This window comes from Haloquadratum walsbyi J07HQW2, assembly GCF_000415985.1.
GTDB lineage: Archaea > Halobacteriota > Halobacteria > Halobacteriales > Haloferacaceae > Haloquadratum > Haloquadratum walsbyi_B.
In genome coordinates this window covers 853,860-868,623 of the sequence record NZ_KE356561.1, presented here as the reverse complement: position 1 = coordinate 868,623, position 14,764 = coordinate 853,860, and the positions used below count along the sequence as shown (strand labels likewise).

Annotated in this window: 14 protein-coding genes; 6 read left to right on the top strand and 8 right to left on the bottom strand. The window is 47.3% G+C overall.

The window, feature by feature from the left end:
• Positions 1-325 precede the first annotated feature (325 nt).
• From J07HQW2_RS04015 to J07HQW2_RS03995, 5 genes are all read right to left on the bottom strand, one after another.
• Positions 326-973 carry a hypothetical protein gene (locus tag J07HQW2_RS04015; RefSeq protein ID WP_021054079.1) on the bottom strand — a complete coding sequence of 216 codons (648 nt, stop codon included), beginning with the start codon at positions 971-973 and terminating at the stop codon, positions 326-328.
• Positions 966-2,093 (bottom strand): DUF3179 domain-containing protein, encoded by a 1,128-nt coding sequence (locus J07HQW2_RS04010; RefSeq protein WP_021054078.1) that lies wholly within the window; start codon positions 2,091-2,093, stop codon positions 966-968. The genes J07HQW2_RS04015 and J07HQW2_RS04010 overlap by 8 nt, the downstream gene beginning before the upstream one ends.
• 175 nt (positions 2,094-2,268) lie before the next feature.
• The gene (locus J07HQW2_RS04005; protein ID WP_303703954.1) at positions 2,269-2,505 is read right to left on the bottom strand and encodes a hypothetical protein; all 237 of its coding nucleotides are present in this window, start codon (positions 2,503-2,505) and stop codon (positions 2,269-2,271) included.
• A gap of 809 nt (positions 2,506-3,314) precedes the next feature.
• Positions 3,315-4,295 (bottom strand): flap endonuclease-1, encoded by a 981-nt coding sequence (fen, locus tag J07HQW2_RS04000; protein WP_021054074.1) that lies wholly within the window; start codon positions 4,293-4,295, stop codon positions 3,315-3,317.
• A gap of 242 nt (positions 4,296-4,537) precedes the next feature.
• Positions 4,538-5,236, bottom strand: coding sequence for a GNAT family N-acetyltransferase (locus J07HQW2_RS03995; RefSeq protein ID WP_021054073.1), 699 nt, complete (start codon positions 5,234-5,236; stop codon positions 4,538-4,540).
• A gap of 1,065 nt (positions 5,237-6,301) precedes the next feature.
• Between J07HQW2_RS03995 and J07HQW2_RS03990 the strand changes: the two genes are divergently transcribed.
• The 4 genes from J07HQW2_RS03990 (at position 6,302) to J07HQW2_RS03975 (ending at position 8,939) form a co-directional block, all read left to right on the top strand.
• Positions 6,302-6,889, top strand: coding sequence for a class I SAM-dependent methyltransferase (locus tag J07HQW2_RS03990; protein ID WP_021054071.1), 588 nt, complete (start codon positions 6,302-6,304; stop codon positions 6,887-6,889).
• A gap of 199 nt (positions 6,890-7,088) precedes the next feature.
• A complete protein-coding gene (locus J07HQW2_RS03985) occupies positions 7,089-7,511 on the top strand; it encodes a DUF3054 domain-containing protein (RefSeq protein WP_021054070.1) in 423 nt (140 codons plus the stop codon).
• A gap of 152 nt (positions 7,512-7,663) precedes the next feature.
• Complete coding sequence (locus J07HQW2_RS03980) at positions 7,664-7,987, top strand: 2Fe-2S iron-sulfur cluster-binding protein (protein WP_021054069.1); 324 nt, start codon at positions 7,664-7,666, stop codon at positions 7,985-7,987.
• Positions 7,988-8,219: 232 nt separating this feature from the next.
• Positions 8,220-8,939, top strand: a complete 720-nt coding sequence (locus J07HQW2_RS03975) for a hypothetical protein (RefSeq protein ID WP_048075137.1) — start codon at positions 8,220-8,222, stop codon at positions 8,937-8,939.
• Positions 8,940-9,153: 214 nt separating this feature from the next.
• On the opposite strand, the gene J07HQW2_RS03970 is transcribed toward J07HQW2_RS03975, so the two are convergent.
• The 3 genes from J07HQW2_RS03970 to J07HQW2_RS03960 all read right to left on the bottom strand — a co-directional run bounded on the left by J07HQW2_RS03970 (position 9,154) and on the right by J07HQW2_RS03960 (position 12,681).
• Complete coding sequence (locus J07HQW2_RS03970; protein ID WP_021054067.1) at positions 9,154-10,392, bottom strand: mandelate racemase/muconate lactonizing enzyme family protein; 1,239 nt, start codon at positions 10,390-10,392, stop codon at positions 9,154-9,156.
• A gap of 164 nt (positions 10,393-10,556) precedes the next feature.
• Positions 10,557-12,038 carry an HAD family hydrolase gene (locus J07HQW2_RS03965; protein ID WP_021054066.1) on the bottom strand — a complete coding sequence of 494 codons (1,482 nt, stop codon included), beginning with the start codon at positions 12,036-12,038 and terminating at the stop codon, positions 10,557-10,559.
• A 103-nt stretch (positions 12,039-12,141) separates the two neighbouring features.
• Positions 12,142-12,681 (bottom strand): transposase, encoded by a 540-nt coding sequence (locus J07HQW2_RS03960; RefSeq protein ID WP_021054065.1) that lies wholly within the window; start codon positions 12,679-12,681, stop codon positions 12,142-12,144.
• A gap of 218 nt (positions 12,682-12,899) precedes the next feature.
• Here J07HQW2_RS03960 and J07HQW2_RS03955 point away from each other — a divergent pair, with 218 nt between their 5' ends.
• Positions 12,900-13,346, top strand: coding sequence for a DUF5799 family protein (locus tag J07HQW2_RS03955; protein WP_048075464.1), 447 nt, complete (start codon positions 12,900-12,902; stop codon positions 13,344-13,346).
• A 345-nt stretch (positions 13,347-13,691) separates the two neighbouring features.
• Positions 13,692-14,764 (top strand): DoxX family protein (locus J07HQW2_RS03950; RefSeq protein WP_021054063.1); only part of this gene is annotated, 1,073 nt, incomplete at its 3' end.

Below are 14,764 nucleotides of genomic sequence, written 5' to 3'. Positions count from 1 at the left end.
GAATTAAACCTGCTATGATAAGAAACAGACGATAATCACAGATCAAATCGTAGATATAAATATGTAGCACAGTGGCGTCCGGGGTACGGTTTATCACTGCCTTGTTGTCATAATTCATCTGAAATAATATTTTGACTATAATCTCACAGTAATAGAAACAGATTCGGTGTGAATATAGAGTCGTCCACTCATGACGAAACTGAAACAAAAGTATTGATCAGGAGAGGACAGCATCAGTCATAGTCATGAGTTCGCAATATAATACAATACAGATCTGTGGATGATATAATCGATTTATCATCTAATATAAGATACATATGACCGTTCACAGCGTCTGCTCAATTCGTCGCCCAATGAAGATTAATGAGATAATAAGCATCCCAACCGCAGCTGGAACAAGGAGTTCAAACGCTGTGATAATAATACTAGATGCTTGAATTCCAAGAACAAGGAGTATAACTGGTCCACAGCACGCTGTTCCTGAAATAAGTCCAGGAATTCCAGCAAGCATGCCACCTGATGCACTATGTAATCCGCATGCTTTCGGTTGACGCCAGAGCAGTACCGATCCTGCAACGTTCATGCCAACAAGTATTGCGAGCATGAATCCAATAACCGAATTCAACGAGAGCAAATATGTGAGAGGTCCAGTTTGTATCCGAGCGATCGGACGATACGAAAATGGTCCAAGAGCGGGTGTTGTAAACGTTGTTACTGGGTCAGAGACAACCGTAATTCCCCACCCACCAAGTCCAGGTGCAAGATGACCAACACCCCATAAATATAGGATAAAATAGCTACTTCCAACAATACTGGTGAGCAGTCCTAATCGACGCTGGCGACGAATCGCATCTACTGCAATCGAAATCCATCGTAGTAACGAATAGATGACTGATACGCGTTCTCGTAACGACATATCAGCATCTGCTGTGTCTGATTTGTCTCTTGACTGTTCGTGTGAGCGCTCACTCATTGGTGTACACTGCAGTTTCTGGGTAGTATCCTGCCCATGCAAACCACATTGCATCGAAACTGTACATACGTGTGAGTGGGAGCGATGATGGGGCATACCCTGTGCCATCTGGAGCGATAATCTGTCCTTGTTGTCGCTCAAGTGTGAATGTCATCTCTTCTGGGTTCTCGTATACATATCCAGTATCAAGCTCTGGGTCATAGACAGCAATCACTGATAGTTCATCAATTGCCCCTGAAAGAACGCCCGCCTGACGAAGACTTTCTTTATGAAATGCAGCAGCACCATCTGGTGTTCGTACCCCATGTACAGTTGTCTTCTTTGGATATCGATCATCCTGGTGTAATGCTGGGAATAATAATCGCTCATCCGCGTAGTATCCGCGGAGCGGATTGTATGATCCATATGGATCACGGCCATAATTCTTTGCATATCCCGTTTCTGTTGAAAGCACGCGCGTGTCTGGGTGCCGCTGTTGCCATTGTTTCCACGTTGTCCACTTGACTCGGATAGGAGTGAGTGAGCGAATCGTTGGCGACTCATTCCATGGTCCTGGAATCGCTGTCGCAAGCATCTGTGGCCACCATGTTTCGGTAGCACGGTCGTACATCACAAGATTGTTGTTGATTAATCGACCTGAGACACCGAATGTAGTCTCACCGCGAGCGAATCCCTGAGCAGTCCCGGTTAGCGGGCAGTACGTCACTGTAATGTTCTCACCACCAAACGTGTCGTTGACAATCTCATGAAGCACGAGAATCGCCTGTGGATACGCTCTTGCAACTCCATTATGAACAACTCCGAACACCGGGTCACCCGGGTCAACTATCTCAGTTTCATCCCTTGAGATAAATGTCGGATTATCAATAGAAGGGATACCATCTTTATCTGGTCCCCCAGACTGTGCTGCTTCACGAAGTGCTGATGGCGACAGTGGAAGTGGGAGGGTATTTTCCCGTGTTGGAGCGGATACGCCCGTATCTGTTGATAATGGCGTGTTTGCCTGTTGTGATGCTTGCTCGGAAGTATCTGATCCACTACTGCGCCCAGAACACCCGGCAGTGAGTGCTGCGGCAGCAGCAGTGCCAATGGTCGTGAGAAAATGACGTCGGGCGGGCATATCGTATCGGGTATATCGTGTGCACCGAGTTAACGCCCCGGCGTCTGTGTGACATCAATACACAACATATGAGTTATGACGGGATATGACACGATGATGGACAATATCGCTACAGTTGATGATTCATACAGACATCACGCACTATCAGATGACTGCACTAACCACAGTATGATTCTTATCGAAAGAGTGCACCCTTATGTTGCCATTGCGTTGGATCATCAGCTGCATTTCCTTTGACCCATCCCTTTGCATTGCACTCAGCGCACTGCCACTGTTCTTCGAATGTGCCAGCATCAGTTCCCCCTTCTGTATAGACAATACTTACTCTCTCGCCCCCACAGCAGTGACACATCTGAGGACGCCTTGTGGGGTCACGGCCTGCTATCGTCGTTGTCATCTCGTATATACTCATAGTGTCTCCAGCAACTTGTGTCTGTCAGATGTATGGAGTATTCATCATGGATAACTATGAGTATCTGAAAAATCGCGCACATAACACATGTGTTATGATGCTTCTAATCACATCACATCATATCAAATTTATTTTATATCAGATGATCATGACCTCGATAAGAAATGTACCTTATGATTCGTCTTGAAAAACATCGACATCTCATACCTGAGTGAGAAGAGTCTCTTATGCCATTACCGTTATAATATAACGCAGTGTTTCACCCGCTGAGAGCTGGCTTGGAGATTAGATCTATTTAAAATCAGATTAACTAGCACTTCTGCAATGTATGTACAATCGATCTACTTCGTTATCAACAATTGTACTTGGTGATTTTGATATTATTCAGTTATCATGCTGGACAGCTACGACTGTGATTATCGCTAAAATAAAACACTCCTTATTGAACAGAAATCAATGAGAATACAACACAGAGTAGCACTGATAGTGACGATTTGATTCACAGTTGCGGTTAATCTCTATTTGTTCCTGGTGGAGTGTTACTGTATATACCAGTTCATCGAATCTAAGATTAATATCTGGTATGATCCAATCAATGATTACTGACGGAAAATAACCCAATATGTACACCCACGAGATTCAAGCCGTTGGCAAGAGTAAAATTACTGATGAATGGTGCGGACCGATTTATGTTCTGGGCAACGGCGCTACTCATTGGAATAGTTATTCTTGGGATTATCGTCACGTTTACAGCTGGATGACAAGATTGAGCGATTGTAACATACATAGACGCGTATGCTCTGAGTTATTCAGACCCACTCATCAAGACCAGTTTGTACAACTGATGACTCAATCCGTTCAAATCCTCGTGCAACCTCATCAGCGGGAACTTCCCAGTTATCAACCACATATGAGCGCGCTGCATCCATATCTGGACTTATGTTTGTATTCAATGTATACTCCTCAGTAATTGGTGGGTCCAAGAATAATGATCGCACACGGTCAGCATGCTGAATAAATTCATCACGAGCATCAAGAACACTCCAGAGGTCGCCATGCTCGTTAATTGCCGATATTGCGGTTGCAGGACCGATTCCTGAGACACCATCATTAAAATCAGTCCCACATAGAACCGCCACATCGACTAACTGCTCCCGGGTAAGATCGTTCTCTTTGAGTGTTGTTTGGAGATCCATTAATTCAGGATTACCTTTGGAAGTGAGTTGTCGAAGTGTGTACGGTGCACCAAATAATAGTGTATCATAATCTTCACTTCCAACATAATCAACATCGCCCCGGATAGCCATCTCTGCTGCTTGTGCTTCCCCTTCAGCAGGAGCTTCAATAATCGGCACATCAAGTCGGTTTAACAATCCTCGTGTTGTTTCATGAATCGTCTCTGTGAGTCGTTGAGTGCGTGCTTCAAGCCGAGATGCGGCGAGTTCGTCTCCTCGCTCTTCAGCGGCTGCCTGCAGTTCAACCGCTTCCTCACGGGCGACCCGACGTTTTTGTACTTCTTCATCTTTGAGCTCGGTTACCCCGCCATCAAACACAAACACCGGGGTGAGATCATGTTCAAAGAATTTTGGAAGCCCTTGAACAACTCCAATCAAATTCGCAACTTCAGCTCCCGAGCTAGTCGTGTATGCCGCATCACGGGTGAATTTCACCGTCGTTGTGAGATATCGATATAGCCAATTATGCGCATCAACGGCGACAACGCTTCCAGAAATATCATCGAAAGCGACTGAGTCAAGTGCCGCCAATTGCCGCAACGCTGCATTTCCCATTAATCATGTAGTCGACCGACGCAGACTAACCACTGTCGGTGTTTCGATTATCAGTAATAAGGGCAAGACCCTTTCCTCAAAGAACGAACGGCACCGAGTCGTGAGTGAGTAGTCCGGGGTAGTTCACTATCACTTGTGTATCTTAGTAAACCAATGATAAACGTAGCTAATAAGACGCCCATGTAAAGTGGATTAGCATGACAGAAACACGAACCGCACGTGAGACAGAAATAATATTACGACTAATATGGCGAGTCGACTGCAGCATGCAACTCTGGTGGGTCATTCTCCTGTTGACTCGCTAAAAATGCCGATTCTGGATCATCATAATTGCGGTTTCGATATTTATCAAATCCAGATTGATATTGCTCACGTGTCGTTGTTGCCGGGGTCTCAGCAGGTCGTTCAAGCACTAATTCTGCGATGCCTGTTTCGCGACCTGTCCATGCGAATCCAGCGCGATACATTGCTTCATACGCAAATGGATTGTTCACAGCAATTCGAAGACGCTCATACCCCCGATTAACAGCGTGTGGAGTGAGTGATGCTGCCAATTGTGGACCAAGCCCATTTCCACGCTTGTCTGCTCGAACAGTTACATAACGATAACACAGTGTCGTCTCAGCTGTTCGATCAGCACTAAATGAGAGCGCCGCAAGTACTGAATGATCATATGGATCCGACCCAGCAATATTATTATTATTATCAGTATCAGTATCATCAGCATCAGTATCTGCGTACACTGACTGGGTTTGCTCTGATTCATTCGTACCTGGATGTGCATCTGCTGCAGTCGATGCAGTGATCTCAGAGGGCTCTTCGGTTTTGAGAATCGCTTTTCCGACTGATGATAACACAAACTTTCCTGCGTACGCAAAAGAGCGATAATCAAGCCGGAGTGTCGGTGCTTCTGGGGGCCACCCAAGCACGGTAAACTCCATAGTATAATATTGTAACTCAATCGAAAGAATTCATCGATGATGATACTAATATTTTCTTACCTCGCTTACCCTGGCTACTATTATAAGGGTCAAGGAGAATCCCTGCGGCTTCAGCCGCAGGACAGGACAGGACAGGCTGAATCCGACAACTCGGAGGTAATCTCCCCGGCGATAGTTGCGGTGAGATTGACAATCCGCAACTGAAAGCGACAGGCAACACTACGTACTGATAGGAATCAGGCTCAGAACAGAGTGATTGCCGCCAGTCCTCCGATGACGATGGCGGCCTGCCCTGTCCGCCCCAAGCAATGAGACAGTAATCGGACCCAGTCTGGTGAACGGTCGGGTCCGATACTGAACCGATGCAGTGCCTTGCCCGACTGCTGGAAGCACCACAGACAGTCACTCCAAGTCTGTCGAAGTCTGCCGGACTCCCCACGGCACAACCAACTGTGGGAGTCCGAACACGATGGACGAGAGGATAGGAGTGGAGTGGAGTCCCGGGGACGGGGCGGCTTGGGCTTGGCACTCCCATCGTCAGCAGTCCTGTCCCACTCTACCCGTGACAGTCCGTGAACCCCACACGGATTCTCACTGTACTGGGGTTCGGTGGAACTGTAACCCTAAAATTGAAATCTCCACTCACACTCACACTCACACTCACACTCACGCTCACGCTCAGGATTCCTCCGCGTTTACGCGGAGGAGGATGTCAAATATGAGAACGACGCAATTTGCCAGCGGACACGGCGAATGCCACGGGGCTTGACCCCGAGCAGTTCACGGGCTTGTCGTCGTATCAACGATAACTCTGCATATCGATCGCTACTAACGTACTCTTTGAACGAATGTCGACTTTATAGAAATTTGGGGAATATATAATTCCTGAGGGTCAGGATGAATACGATACTATATTTCATGATCCTGGCTTAGTTACGATTCTTGATCTGGCACGGCAATCTGAGCTTAATAGTTTTATTGATATTTGAGTGGCTATTGCGTCGCAATTCGCCCGCTTTCGCGGTAACACGAAGAAACATGTATACAGCGTCCAGATGATATATTGTGTCAGGTCGATACGGTCCTGGTGACGTCAGATTCTTCGATCGCATCGCACGGGTTTATGCTACCGTAATGCCATCAGCGCCGACAAGTTCACTCAAAGATGCATTTGTTGTCGCTGATCGACCCATTGAACGTGTCCTTGATATCGGTGGTGGAACTGGACGAGCAGCCACAGGATTGCGAACGCTTGGAATTGACGCCGTCGTTGTCGACACTTCGATTGCCATGCTTAGACATGCTGACTCAGACGGACACCCAGTCGTTGTTGGCGATGCAAGACGCCTTCCAATAGCGACCAACGAAGTCGATGCTGCTGTAATTGTTGACGCACTTCATCACATTCCCACTCCAGAGCGTGCGCTCACAGAAATTGCCCGCGTCATCTCCCCAGGCGGGATTGTGATTATTCAGGAATTTGACCCGACGAGCATTCTCGGGCGGGCGCTCGTGTGGGGCGAGCATCAGATTGGGTTCTCATCGACATTCTGGACCCCCGCTGAGTTGTGCGATGAATTGGATTCGATTAAGATGACCTCAAATTTAGTTGATGATGGGTTTGAGTATATTGTCGTTGGTCGTGTAAAATAATAATATTGTGGACGTCGAGTATTTCTGATCCGTTGAATTAGCAGTTCGTAGGCGCTAAGCCCCCGGCTTCAAGCAGCGACCGGCGTCAGCCGTGAGCGAGTAGGGTAATTCACTGCTGATATTGGTAGTGATATATTGCTACATACACTCAGAAATATAAATCCGGGAAAGACATTAACCACCGGTCATATCTAATAATATGGCACATTCTGAGGAGTCGTTTCTCACACGACGCATTGATCCTGGTGCGTATCCTCTAGTAATTGGAGACATACTGGGAATATCTGCGGTTCTTACTCTCGGTGTTATCTTTCATAATGGAATTGAGTATCTTTCAGTTGCCCCAATCGAGTGGGGGCTAACCGTACTCCCGTTTTTAATTGGGTGGGTTGTGATAAGTCCATTAATCGGTGCCTACTCTGCTGGTGCCGCAGAATCGGCAAAGGCTGCGATTCCACTTGGGGTTCGTGCGTGGATTCCTGCTGCAATCGTTGGAGTTACACTTCGAGCTACGCCATTATTTGAAGGCGGAGCTGGGCTTACATTCGTTGTTGTTGCCCTCACCACTGGTGCTGTTGCTGTGACTGTTATGCGATGGCTCTTCTTCTTGATCCGTCGATAATTTGCTACGTCATTATATCTGAGTGATTAAAGTAAGCTAAATAACATTAGTGAACGCCCCTCAATTATTATACTTCATAATACGCATTTGTGATGCGGAGAGCAAGCCCCGGTTTATAAAGAGTTTTGACACCATCGGTCAAACTGAGCTATATGACGGAATATACGGTTGAGTTTCTTGATGCTGGAGAGACGATTGAAGTGTCAGATAAACAGACGATTCTTAAAGCTTGTATCGATGCAGGAATCGCTCAAGAATATTCCTGTCGCGTTGGCATGTGTCTAGCATGCTCCGCTGAGATTGTTGAGGGGGACGTCGTCCAACCGGCAGCACGTGGTCTTTCTGAAGCTGAGCGAGATGATTATGCACTTACATGTATGGCACGACCACAAACCGATCTTAAGATTCGTCGGGGTGTCTATCCGCCGAGCATTGAACAGGATGCTACTCAGCCGGACATGGCTGCAGATGATTAATTCCGATTGCCAATTTCTGATACTAACTAGCGTATTCTGAATGACTCGAGTGTGATGTTGAGTGATGATCAAAATACAATCAACCTACTATATCTCCCAGCAGAGCGCAACGGAGTCATAGAGACGGTTCGTTAGCTAACGCATTCAGTTATATTCATCTCAGTAAATAATCATGCATCATCAATCATTGCTTGACAGTAACTATCAGGTAACTCTATGTGCTTGTTTCAATATGAACGCGCAAACATTCAAACGCAAAATCGAGACTGAAGCAGAGCGTGCACTTGAACAACTTGATTCAGATGAGTTTCTCCGTGCAGCAGCCGGTGGCGAGCCAACAACACAGACACTTCTCGAAACCGCAGCTGCAAGCGAACACGCAGCAGCAATTACATTTGAGACCTGGATTAGCGACGAGTCCGATACTGATGTTAAAATAGCGTTTGAGAGCGTCGTTGAACAAGAGCGCACGCATTATGACCGCGTTACTGCGGCGATGGATGCAATAATAAAATCCGATGGTGACAGCAGCAATAGCAGTGGTGGTTATGATATCGATCAGAAAGTGCACACTCAGGAGCCTCCGGGACCAATGCATGCGTATCTTCGTGAGCGTGAAACAACGATACAGCGGATTGCATCTGGGATGGTTGGTCGACCACTTGCGAGTCTTCGGACACATGCACAACTTATTTCATTTTTTGAGTCTCACTCAGGCACATCTGTTGACAATTCTGGCGGTGATATTGTGCCTGAAGCGCAGGAGAATCCGGCAGCTGCGCTATTCACCGATCTTTTTGAGGAGACAGAGAAAGTTCTTGATGATGGGCTTGAACTCCTCACAACGCGATGCACGACCGAAGTTGACCGGAATGCTGCAATAGCCGTCGCAACATACACAATCCGACTCGCAGCAGATGATACACGCGATATGCTTGCAAGTATGTCGTGACTGACATGGATAATAGCAATACTGTCAGTGCTATCAATAGAGACAGCAGTAAAGAGATTATACTTTGAGAATCATACACGTCATTTCACACCGCTTTATACTATGTTGACATCCTCCCCAGCCTGAAGGGCGGGTCGGGGTTTTTACCCTTTTTTTCATAAAATCGTATTATTAGTGACTCAAAGTAACGTTCGTTAATTGTAGCTACGTGAGATTAGACCTCATCAAATAGCGTCTCACCCTCAACCATGTGTGCTGCCACAGTGTCCATATCAAGCGTTACACCCAATCCAGGCGCTTCTGGAACCGTAATATACCCATCTTCTATGACAGACTCTTCAACAAGATCTTCCCACCATCCAAGATCATATGAATGATACTCGACAGCAAGCGCATTTGGAATCGCAGCACCAACATGCGTAGCTGCGACCGTTGCAATTGGTGATGAGACATTATGCATTGCTACCGGAATGTAGTATTGATTCGCTACATCGGCAATCTTTCGAGTCTCTCGCATGCCCCCAACCTTGGGCAGATCTGGTGCAATGATATCGACTGCCTGGCTTTCGATCAGTCGTCGTTGCTCAGTGACACGATAACGGTTTTCACCAACAGCAATTGGCGTGATCGTTGAGTCTGTGACGGATTCTTGCACCTCAAGATTCTCCGGAGGGACAGGATCTTCAAGCCACCACACATCATACTCCTCAATCGCGTCCGCGAGTCGTTTTGCAGATCCACCAGAGAACGTCCAATGGCAATCAAAGGCAACATCTGCACGGTCTTTGACGCGCTCTGAAACCGCTTCGACAATATCGACTTTATGCCGAATTTCACCTGGGCGGAGATGTCGGTTTGCACGATCTTTCTCTAGCCCGGATGAGACGTCGAGATCAAACTTCAATGCATCATATCCAAGTTCTTCGACAACCCGCTCTGCCTCGATTGCACATGCCTCTGGATCAGCTTCAGCTTCGGTATGGCAATCACAGTAAACACGCATCGCATCGCGGTATTTCCCGCCAAGTAGTTGATAAGCTGGCACTTGCAGAATCTTCCCGGCAAGGTCATGTAGTGCAAGTTCGATTCCAGAAATTGCAGTGACGCTAACCCCCTCAATCGTCCCTTCACCTGACATCTTCTGTATCAGATGTTCGTATAGCCGGTCAATATCAAGCGGGTTTTCACCAATAATCATCGGCGTCATCCGCTCAATCAACTCTGGTACGCCTGCACCCCAATATGCCTCACCGGTTCCAACAATCCCAGCGTCGGTATACACGCGGACAAGTGTCCATGGGAAATTGCCGTCAATCATCGTCGTTTGGACGTCAGTAATCTCAATATCCCGCTTGCTCCCTCGTGATGCTGTCACGCCCATTGTCTCTGCGGAAAGCTCACGCATTGTATACTCCGCGTTTGGGTCATGAAGATCGGTGTAGTCCTTGCTCATATCACTACATTTACTCGAAAAAACGTAAATCTTCCGAGAACTCCCGTCTGCCGGCTGTTACGACTGCTGTATACCGCTTTGCAATCACGAGTAATCTCTGAGAAAATTGCCTGCCACCACTGTATAGATACGATCAGTAAGAAAAGGCGAATTATGAATTTAATCTAGGACGGGTCATATTCTGCCGGATCAAGCTGATTGAGGACAGAAATAACGCGGAGGATCGATGCCGCATCACCCGGTTCATAGATGAGATCGTCTGTCGTCCGGACATGCTCTACCACACGTGCTGATGCGTGTCGCGGCGCAGCAGCAATACCCGTTTTGTGCGTTTGAGCCCACTCCATGATCCGGAGATCCGACTTACTATCACCCATAATAAGCGTAAATGGGTCTGAAATATCAAGCACGTCAAGTGCTGCTTGCACACCAGTTGGTTTGTCTAAATCGAGTGACCCAATCTCAGCTGCATCAGCATGATAATATGCAACATCGATCCGATCGAAGCGCACACGAACGGGTGTAGGAATCGAATCTATCTCAATTATTGATGCTGCATCTGTCTCTGCGAGGACAGTTGCGATTTCCGGGTCAGCAGATGCATAGTAGGCTCGCGCCCACAGTGCACCGATACCGTGAGTTGTTTCAGACTGTGTTTTTGGATTATTTTCATTCCCAGAAGCGTCGTCTAAGATCGCAGATAGATCCACAGTAGCCGCCGTGTCGTTTTGTATTGAGTTGACCGTCTCATCATCCATATCGATAGCCTCCGCGACGATATTTCCAAGGAGATCAATTAGATAGCAGAGTCCATCATCAATCACTGTCTCGGCTGCGTCACTTCCAGTCTCATAATTAGGTTTCAACGTAATATTGAATTCATTCCCCTGGAGGTGTGCTGATCGCTGTATCGTCTCTGGTGCTTCCGGAAGCACTTGTGAGCGAATCTGTGTGAAGATCGATCGAATCTCTGAGTCCAACTCTGCATAGAGAAGTCGCTTGGTGTCTGAGCCATGCCCTGGCGTGAATACACCCGTTCCTGCCTCATACACAATGCTAAGATCGCCCGAGTGAACCAATTCACTTCCAAGCCCCTGGATAGCGAATCCTTTGACATTTTCAAGAGTCTGTCCTGTGCAGATGATAATTGGAAGACCGGCTTCATGAATCTCTGTCAGATGATGCAATGTCTCACGAGGAATCTCATTGTCCGTCCCACCAGCGGAACGAAGCGTCTCATCAACGTCAAGCACAAGGGCATTTACTTTCCGCTGATATTTCATGCAGAGATCAAGTGCGGTGAACGCTTGTTCACGTGTTGCTTGTGAAGCGACTGTAGCCATTGTTTTAGCTTCAACTGCTACGTTCTCGGTCGTCTGTATCGATGTATCGTCATTACTCTCTTGATCTACTGATGCGTCATATTGATGAAAATCTTCAGTATCACTCTCAGCATATCGCCCACTGGCGAATGCATCGTGGATCTCATTTTTTTGAGCCTGCAATTCATTATGCGCATCTTCCCAGTACTCAAGTGCAACACGTGAATCAACAGGCGGAAACAGATCTATGAAATTCTGCCGGTCCCGCAATGTGTCTGTTGAGAAGTTTTCATAAAGAGCATAAAGACGATCATAGCGGTCCATATCATAGTAATAATAGCTACGATAGATTACCTTTTTCACTCTATTGTATCGCCGGCTCAATTTGTAGTTTGGAATAATCTATTTTTTGACTGTTAGTCTTCAATCAGCTACCCACGGCTGAAGCCGTTGGCTTGTTGATGGACTCTCGTTCCACCGATACGAACGTATTGGATGTCACTTTACTAGCACTTACGGTCACAATCCCCGAGTTGAGGGCGTACTGACAGAACGCCTCTCCAGCAACGGACTTCTGCCCCTGCCTTTGCTGGAGTGTCACCAATAAATTCCGTGCCAGCGCCACGTTCTTTGCCGCGTTGTAATCCGTGTTTGTCGCGTATCCACACAGTATAAGTACTCGAAGTGCTGACCATCGCGGTTTTCTACGAGCGTGCATCCACAACATTTCGAGCATTGTTGGCTCGACGTTCTCAGCGACGATGCCAACTTGTTCCGACTTGCACTCTACCTGTTTTTGCAGCGCGTTGAACGCCCATTGTTGAAACTTCTTGCTGTCGCTAATGCGTTTTCGAATTTGTGCTAACTCCTCGATTGTTGGTGGCGTGGATATCACTCTCGCGGTCGTCAGGCACGTCGAGTCGAACCCAAACCCGAACCGTTCGAGTTGAGTTATGTCCCACACCATCTCTCTCAGTAATGCCTATTCTTTATTCTCTGTTTGAATGGTGTTGGAGAGTCAGCACTGTTGTCTTCGGTGGTGTGTCTCACGGAGTGTACGCGCTTGCTCCCATGGCTAAAGCCGTGGACTTCCGCGCTGCTACCGCTGTGAGCTCGGGCACAATAGATGAAATAGAAGAACACAGTGGGGAAACGCTCAACACAGCTAGTGACTTACGCGGAGATATGTCTGAGTGGACCGACAGTATTGTCGGCGATCGGATGACGGTTGACAGGGAATTCAATGATCGTGTCACTGCCTCAGAATTTTCGAATCAAGAGTGGGGGCTAATCATGACTGCCACTGAACTTGATATTGAAAATGCAGATAACCCCGAGACAGCGCGACTTATTGCAGATACAGAAAACCTCTCGCAGATTATGCCTGAACTTGACACTGTTCGATCACAGATGTCACAAATGGGAGGGTCACCAGGGGATAGCGGTAGAAATCCTGGCGGTGGTGTCGTCGAATCAATAAAAGGTGTCTTGGGACTTGGAGGCGACGATGGGAGTGACGAGGAGCGTCTTGAGGCGGCTGAGAACCTTGCACAAGCGTATGCTGATGAGTTACAAACTCATCTTGAATCGACTGGAAAGTGGAAACAAGTTCGTATTGCGTATCAAGATTGACTTTCTGTAGATACGAATTCACAGAAATTATAAAAAATCATACGTTGATTCATACGCACCACTCATTGATCTGCTGTTTGATCTAAAAATATGTCTGAAAAATAGGATTTCCATAGAGTCAGTTATCCGTATAACTAATATCATATATTTACATATTCTGAGACATTCCTACTGGAAAGTAAATACCATAAATAATCATTCGCCAGTGAATTTAATTCTTATCGGACCATCGTGGTTGATATGTCAGGCAAATCAGAGTCACAATCGCAACTGCGACGGCAGTTGTGCCTGTGGGGAGATAGATGCATACGGTTACGCTTGGGTCTGATACTGTCGCTATGTCTCATGGCACCACTCGTGCTTGCGACTGGTCGAGTAAGCGCACATGTAAGATATGTCACACCTGGAGGGAACCCAGTTGCTGTTGCTGAATTTCTGGGTCGTGCTCTAACAAACCCATTTAATCTCATACTTCTAGCTGGTGGTGGTCTCTTTGGTATCGTTGGGGTGACGTTGTATCTACAGATACGCCCATTTCGACGCGATCTCGCTGTTTTTCGCCGGACGATGGGAGAATACCGCGATCTTCTTTCCTGGCTTCTTCGGTTGAGTGTCGGGCTTCCGCTCGTTGGGGCTGGATTCTCCGGATACTTTTTCTCACCAGCTGTCACGCTTGGTCCTCCCGTATTTGTCCGACTGTTCGGGGTCACGACTGGGTTTTTGCTTCTCTTTGGATTCGGCACGCGGCTGATGGCGTTTGTCTCACTCGCCGGCTACAGCGTTGGACTCATGTTGGAGCCCAGCTTACTATTGGCATTTGAGTATGTGCCTGCACTTACTGCGATTGCACTGCTAGGTGGTGGTCGACCGAGCGCGGATCAAGTTGTGGCACGACTTGCGGCTGAGGATACAGTTTATTCACGAATTGATCCGTTTTATCGTGCAGTTGCTGTCCCATTCGTGGAGTGGGTATCGGGGTACAGATGGCTTGTCCCGGTGGTGATTCGTGTTGGTCTTGGAATTTCCTTCATCTACCTCGGTCTAACACAAAAAATTATGAATCCTGGCGACGCTGCTGCAGTAGTTGCAAAATACAACTTAACTGCCGTCGTCCCAGTAAGTCCAGAATTATGGATTATTGGTGCCGGTATTACCGAAATGGCTGTTGGGACCGTGCTTTTTGTCGGTGCGTTTGCTCGGATGGCTTCAGCAGTGTCATTTGTTCTCTTTACAACAACACTGTTTGGTCTCCCCGATGATCCTGTTCTTGCACATATCTCACTGTTTGGACTTGCATCAGCGCTTCTCATCACCGGAGCAGGTCGATGGTCGATTGATGCAGTTCTTGGGGGCACTGATGACTCACAATCTGCAGTCGATCCTGAGGCGACTGAGACACCTGCAGATCCATCTGCCGC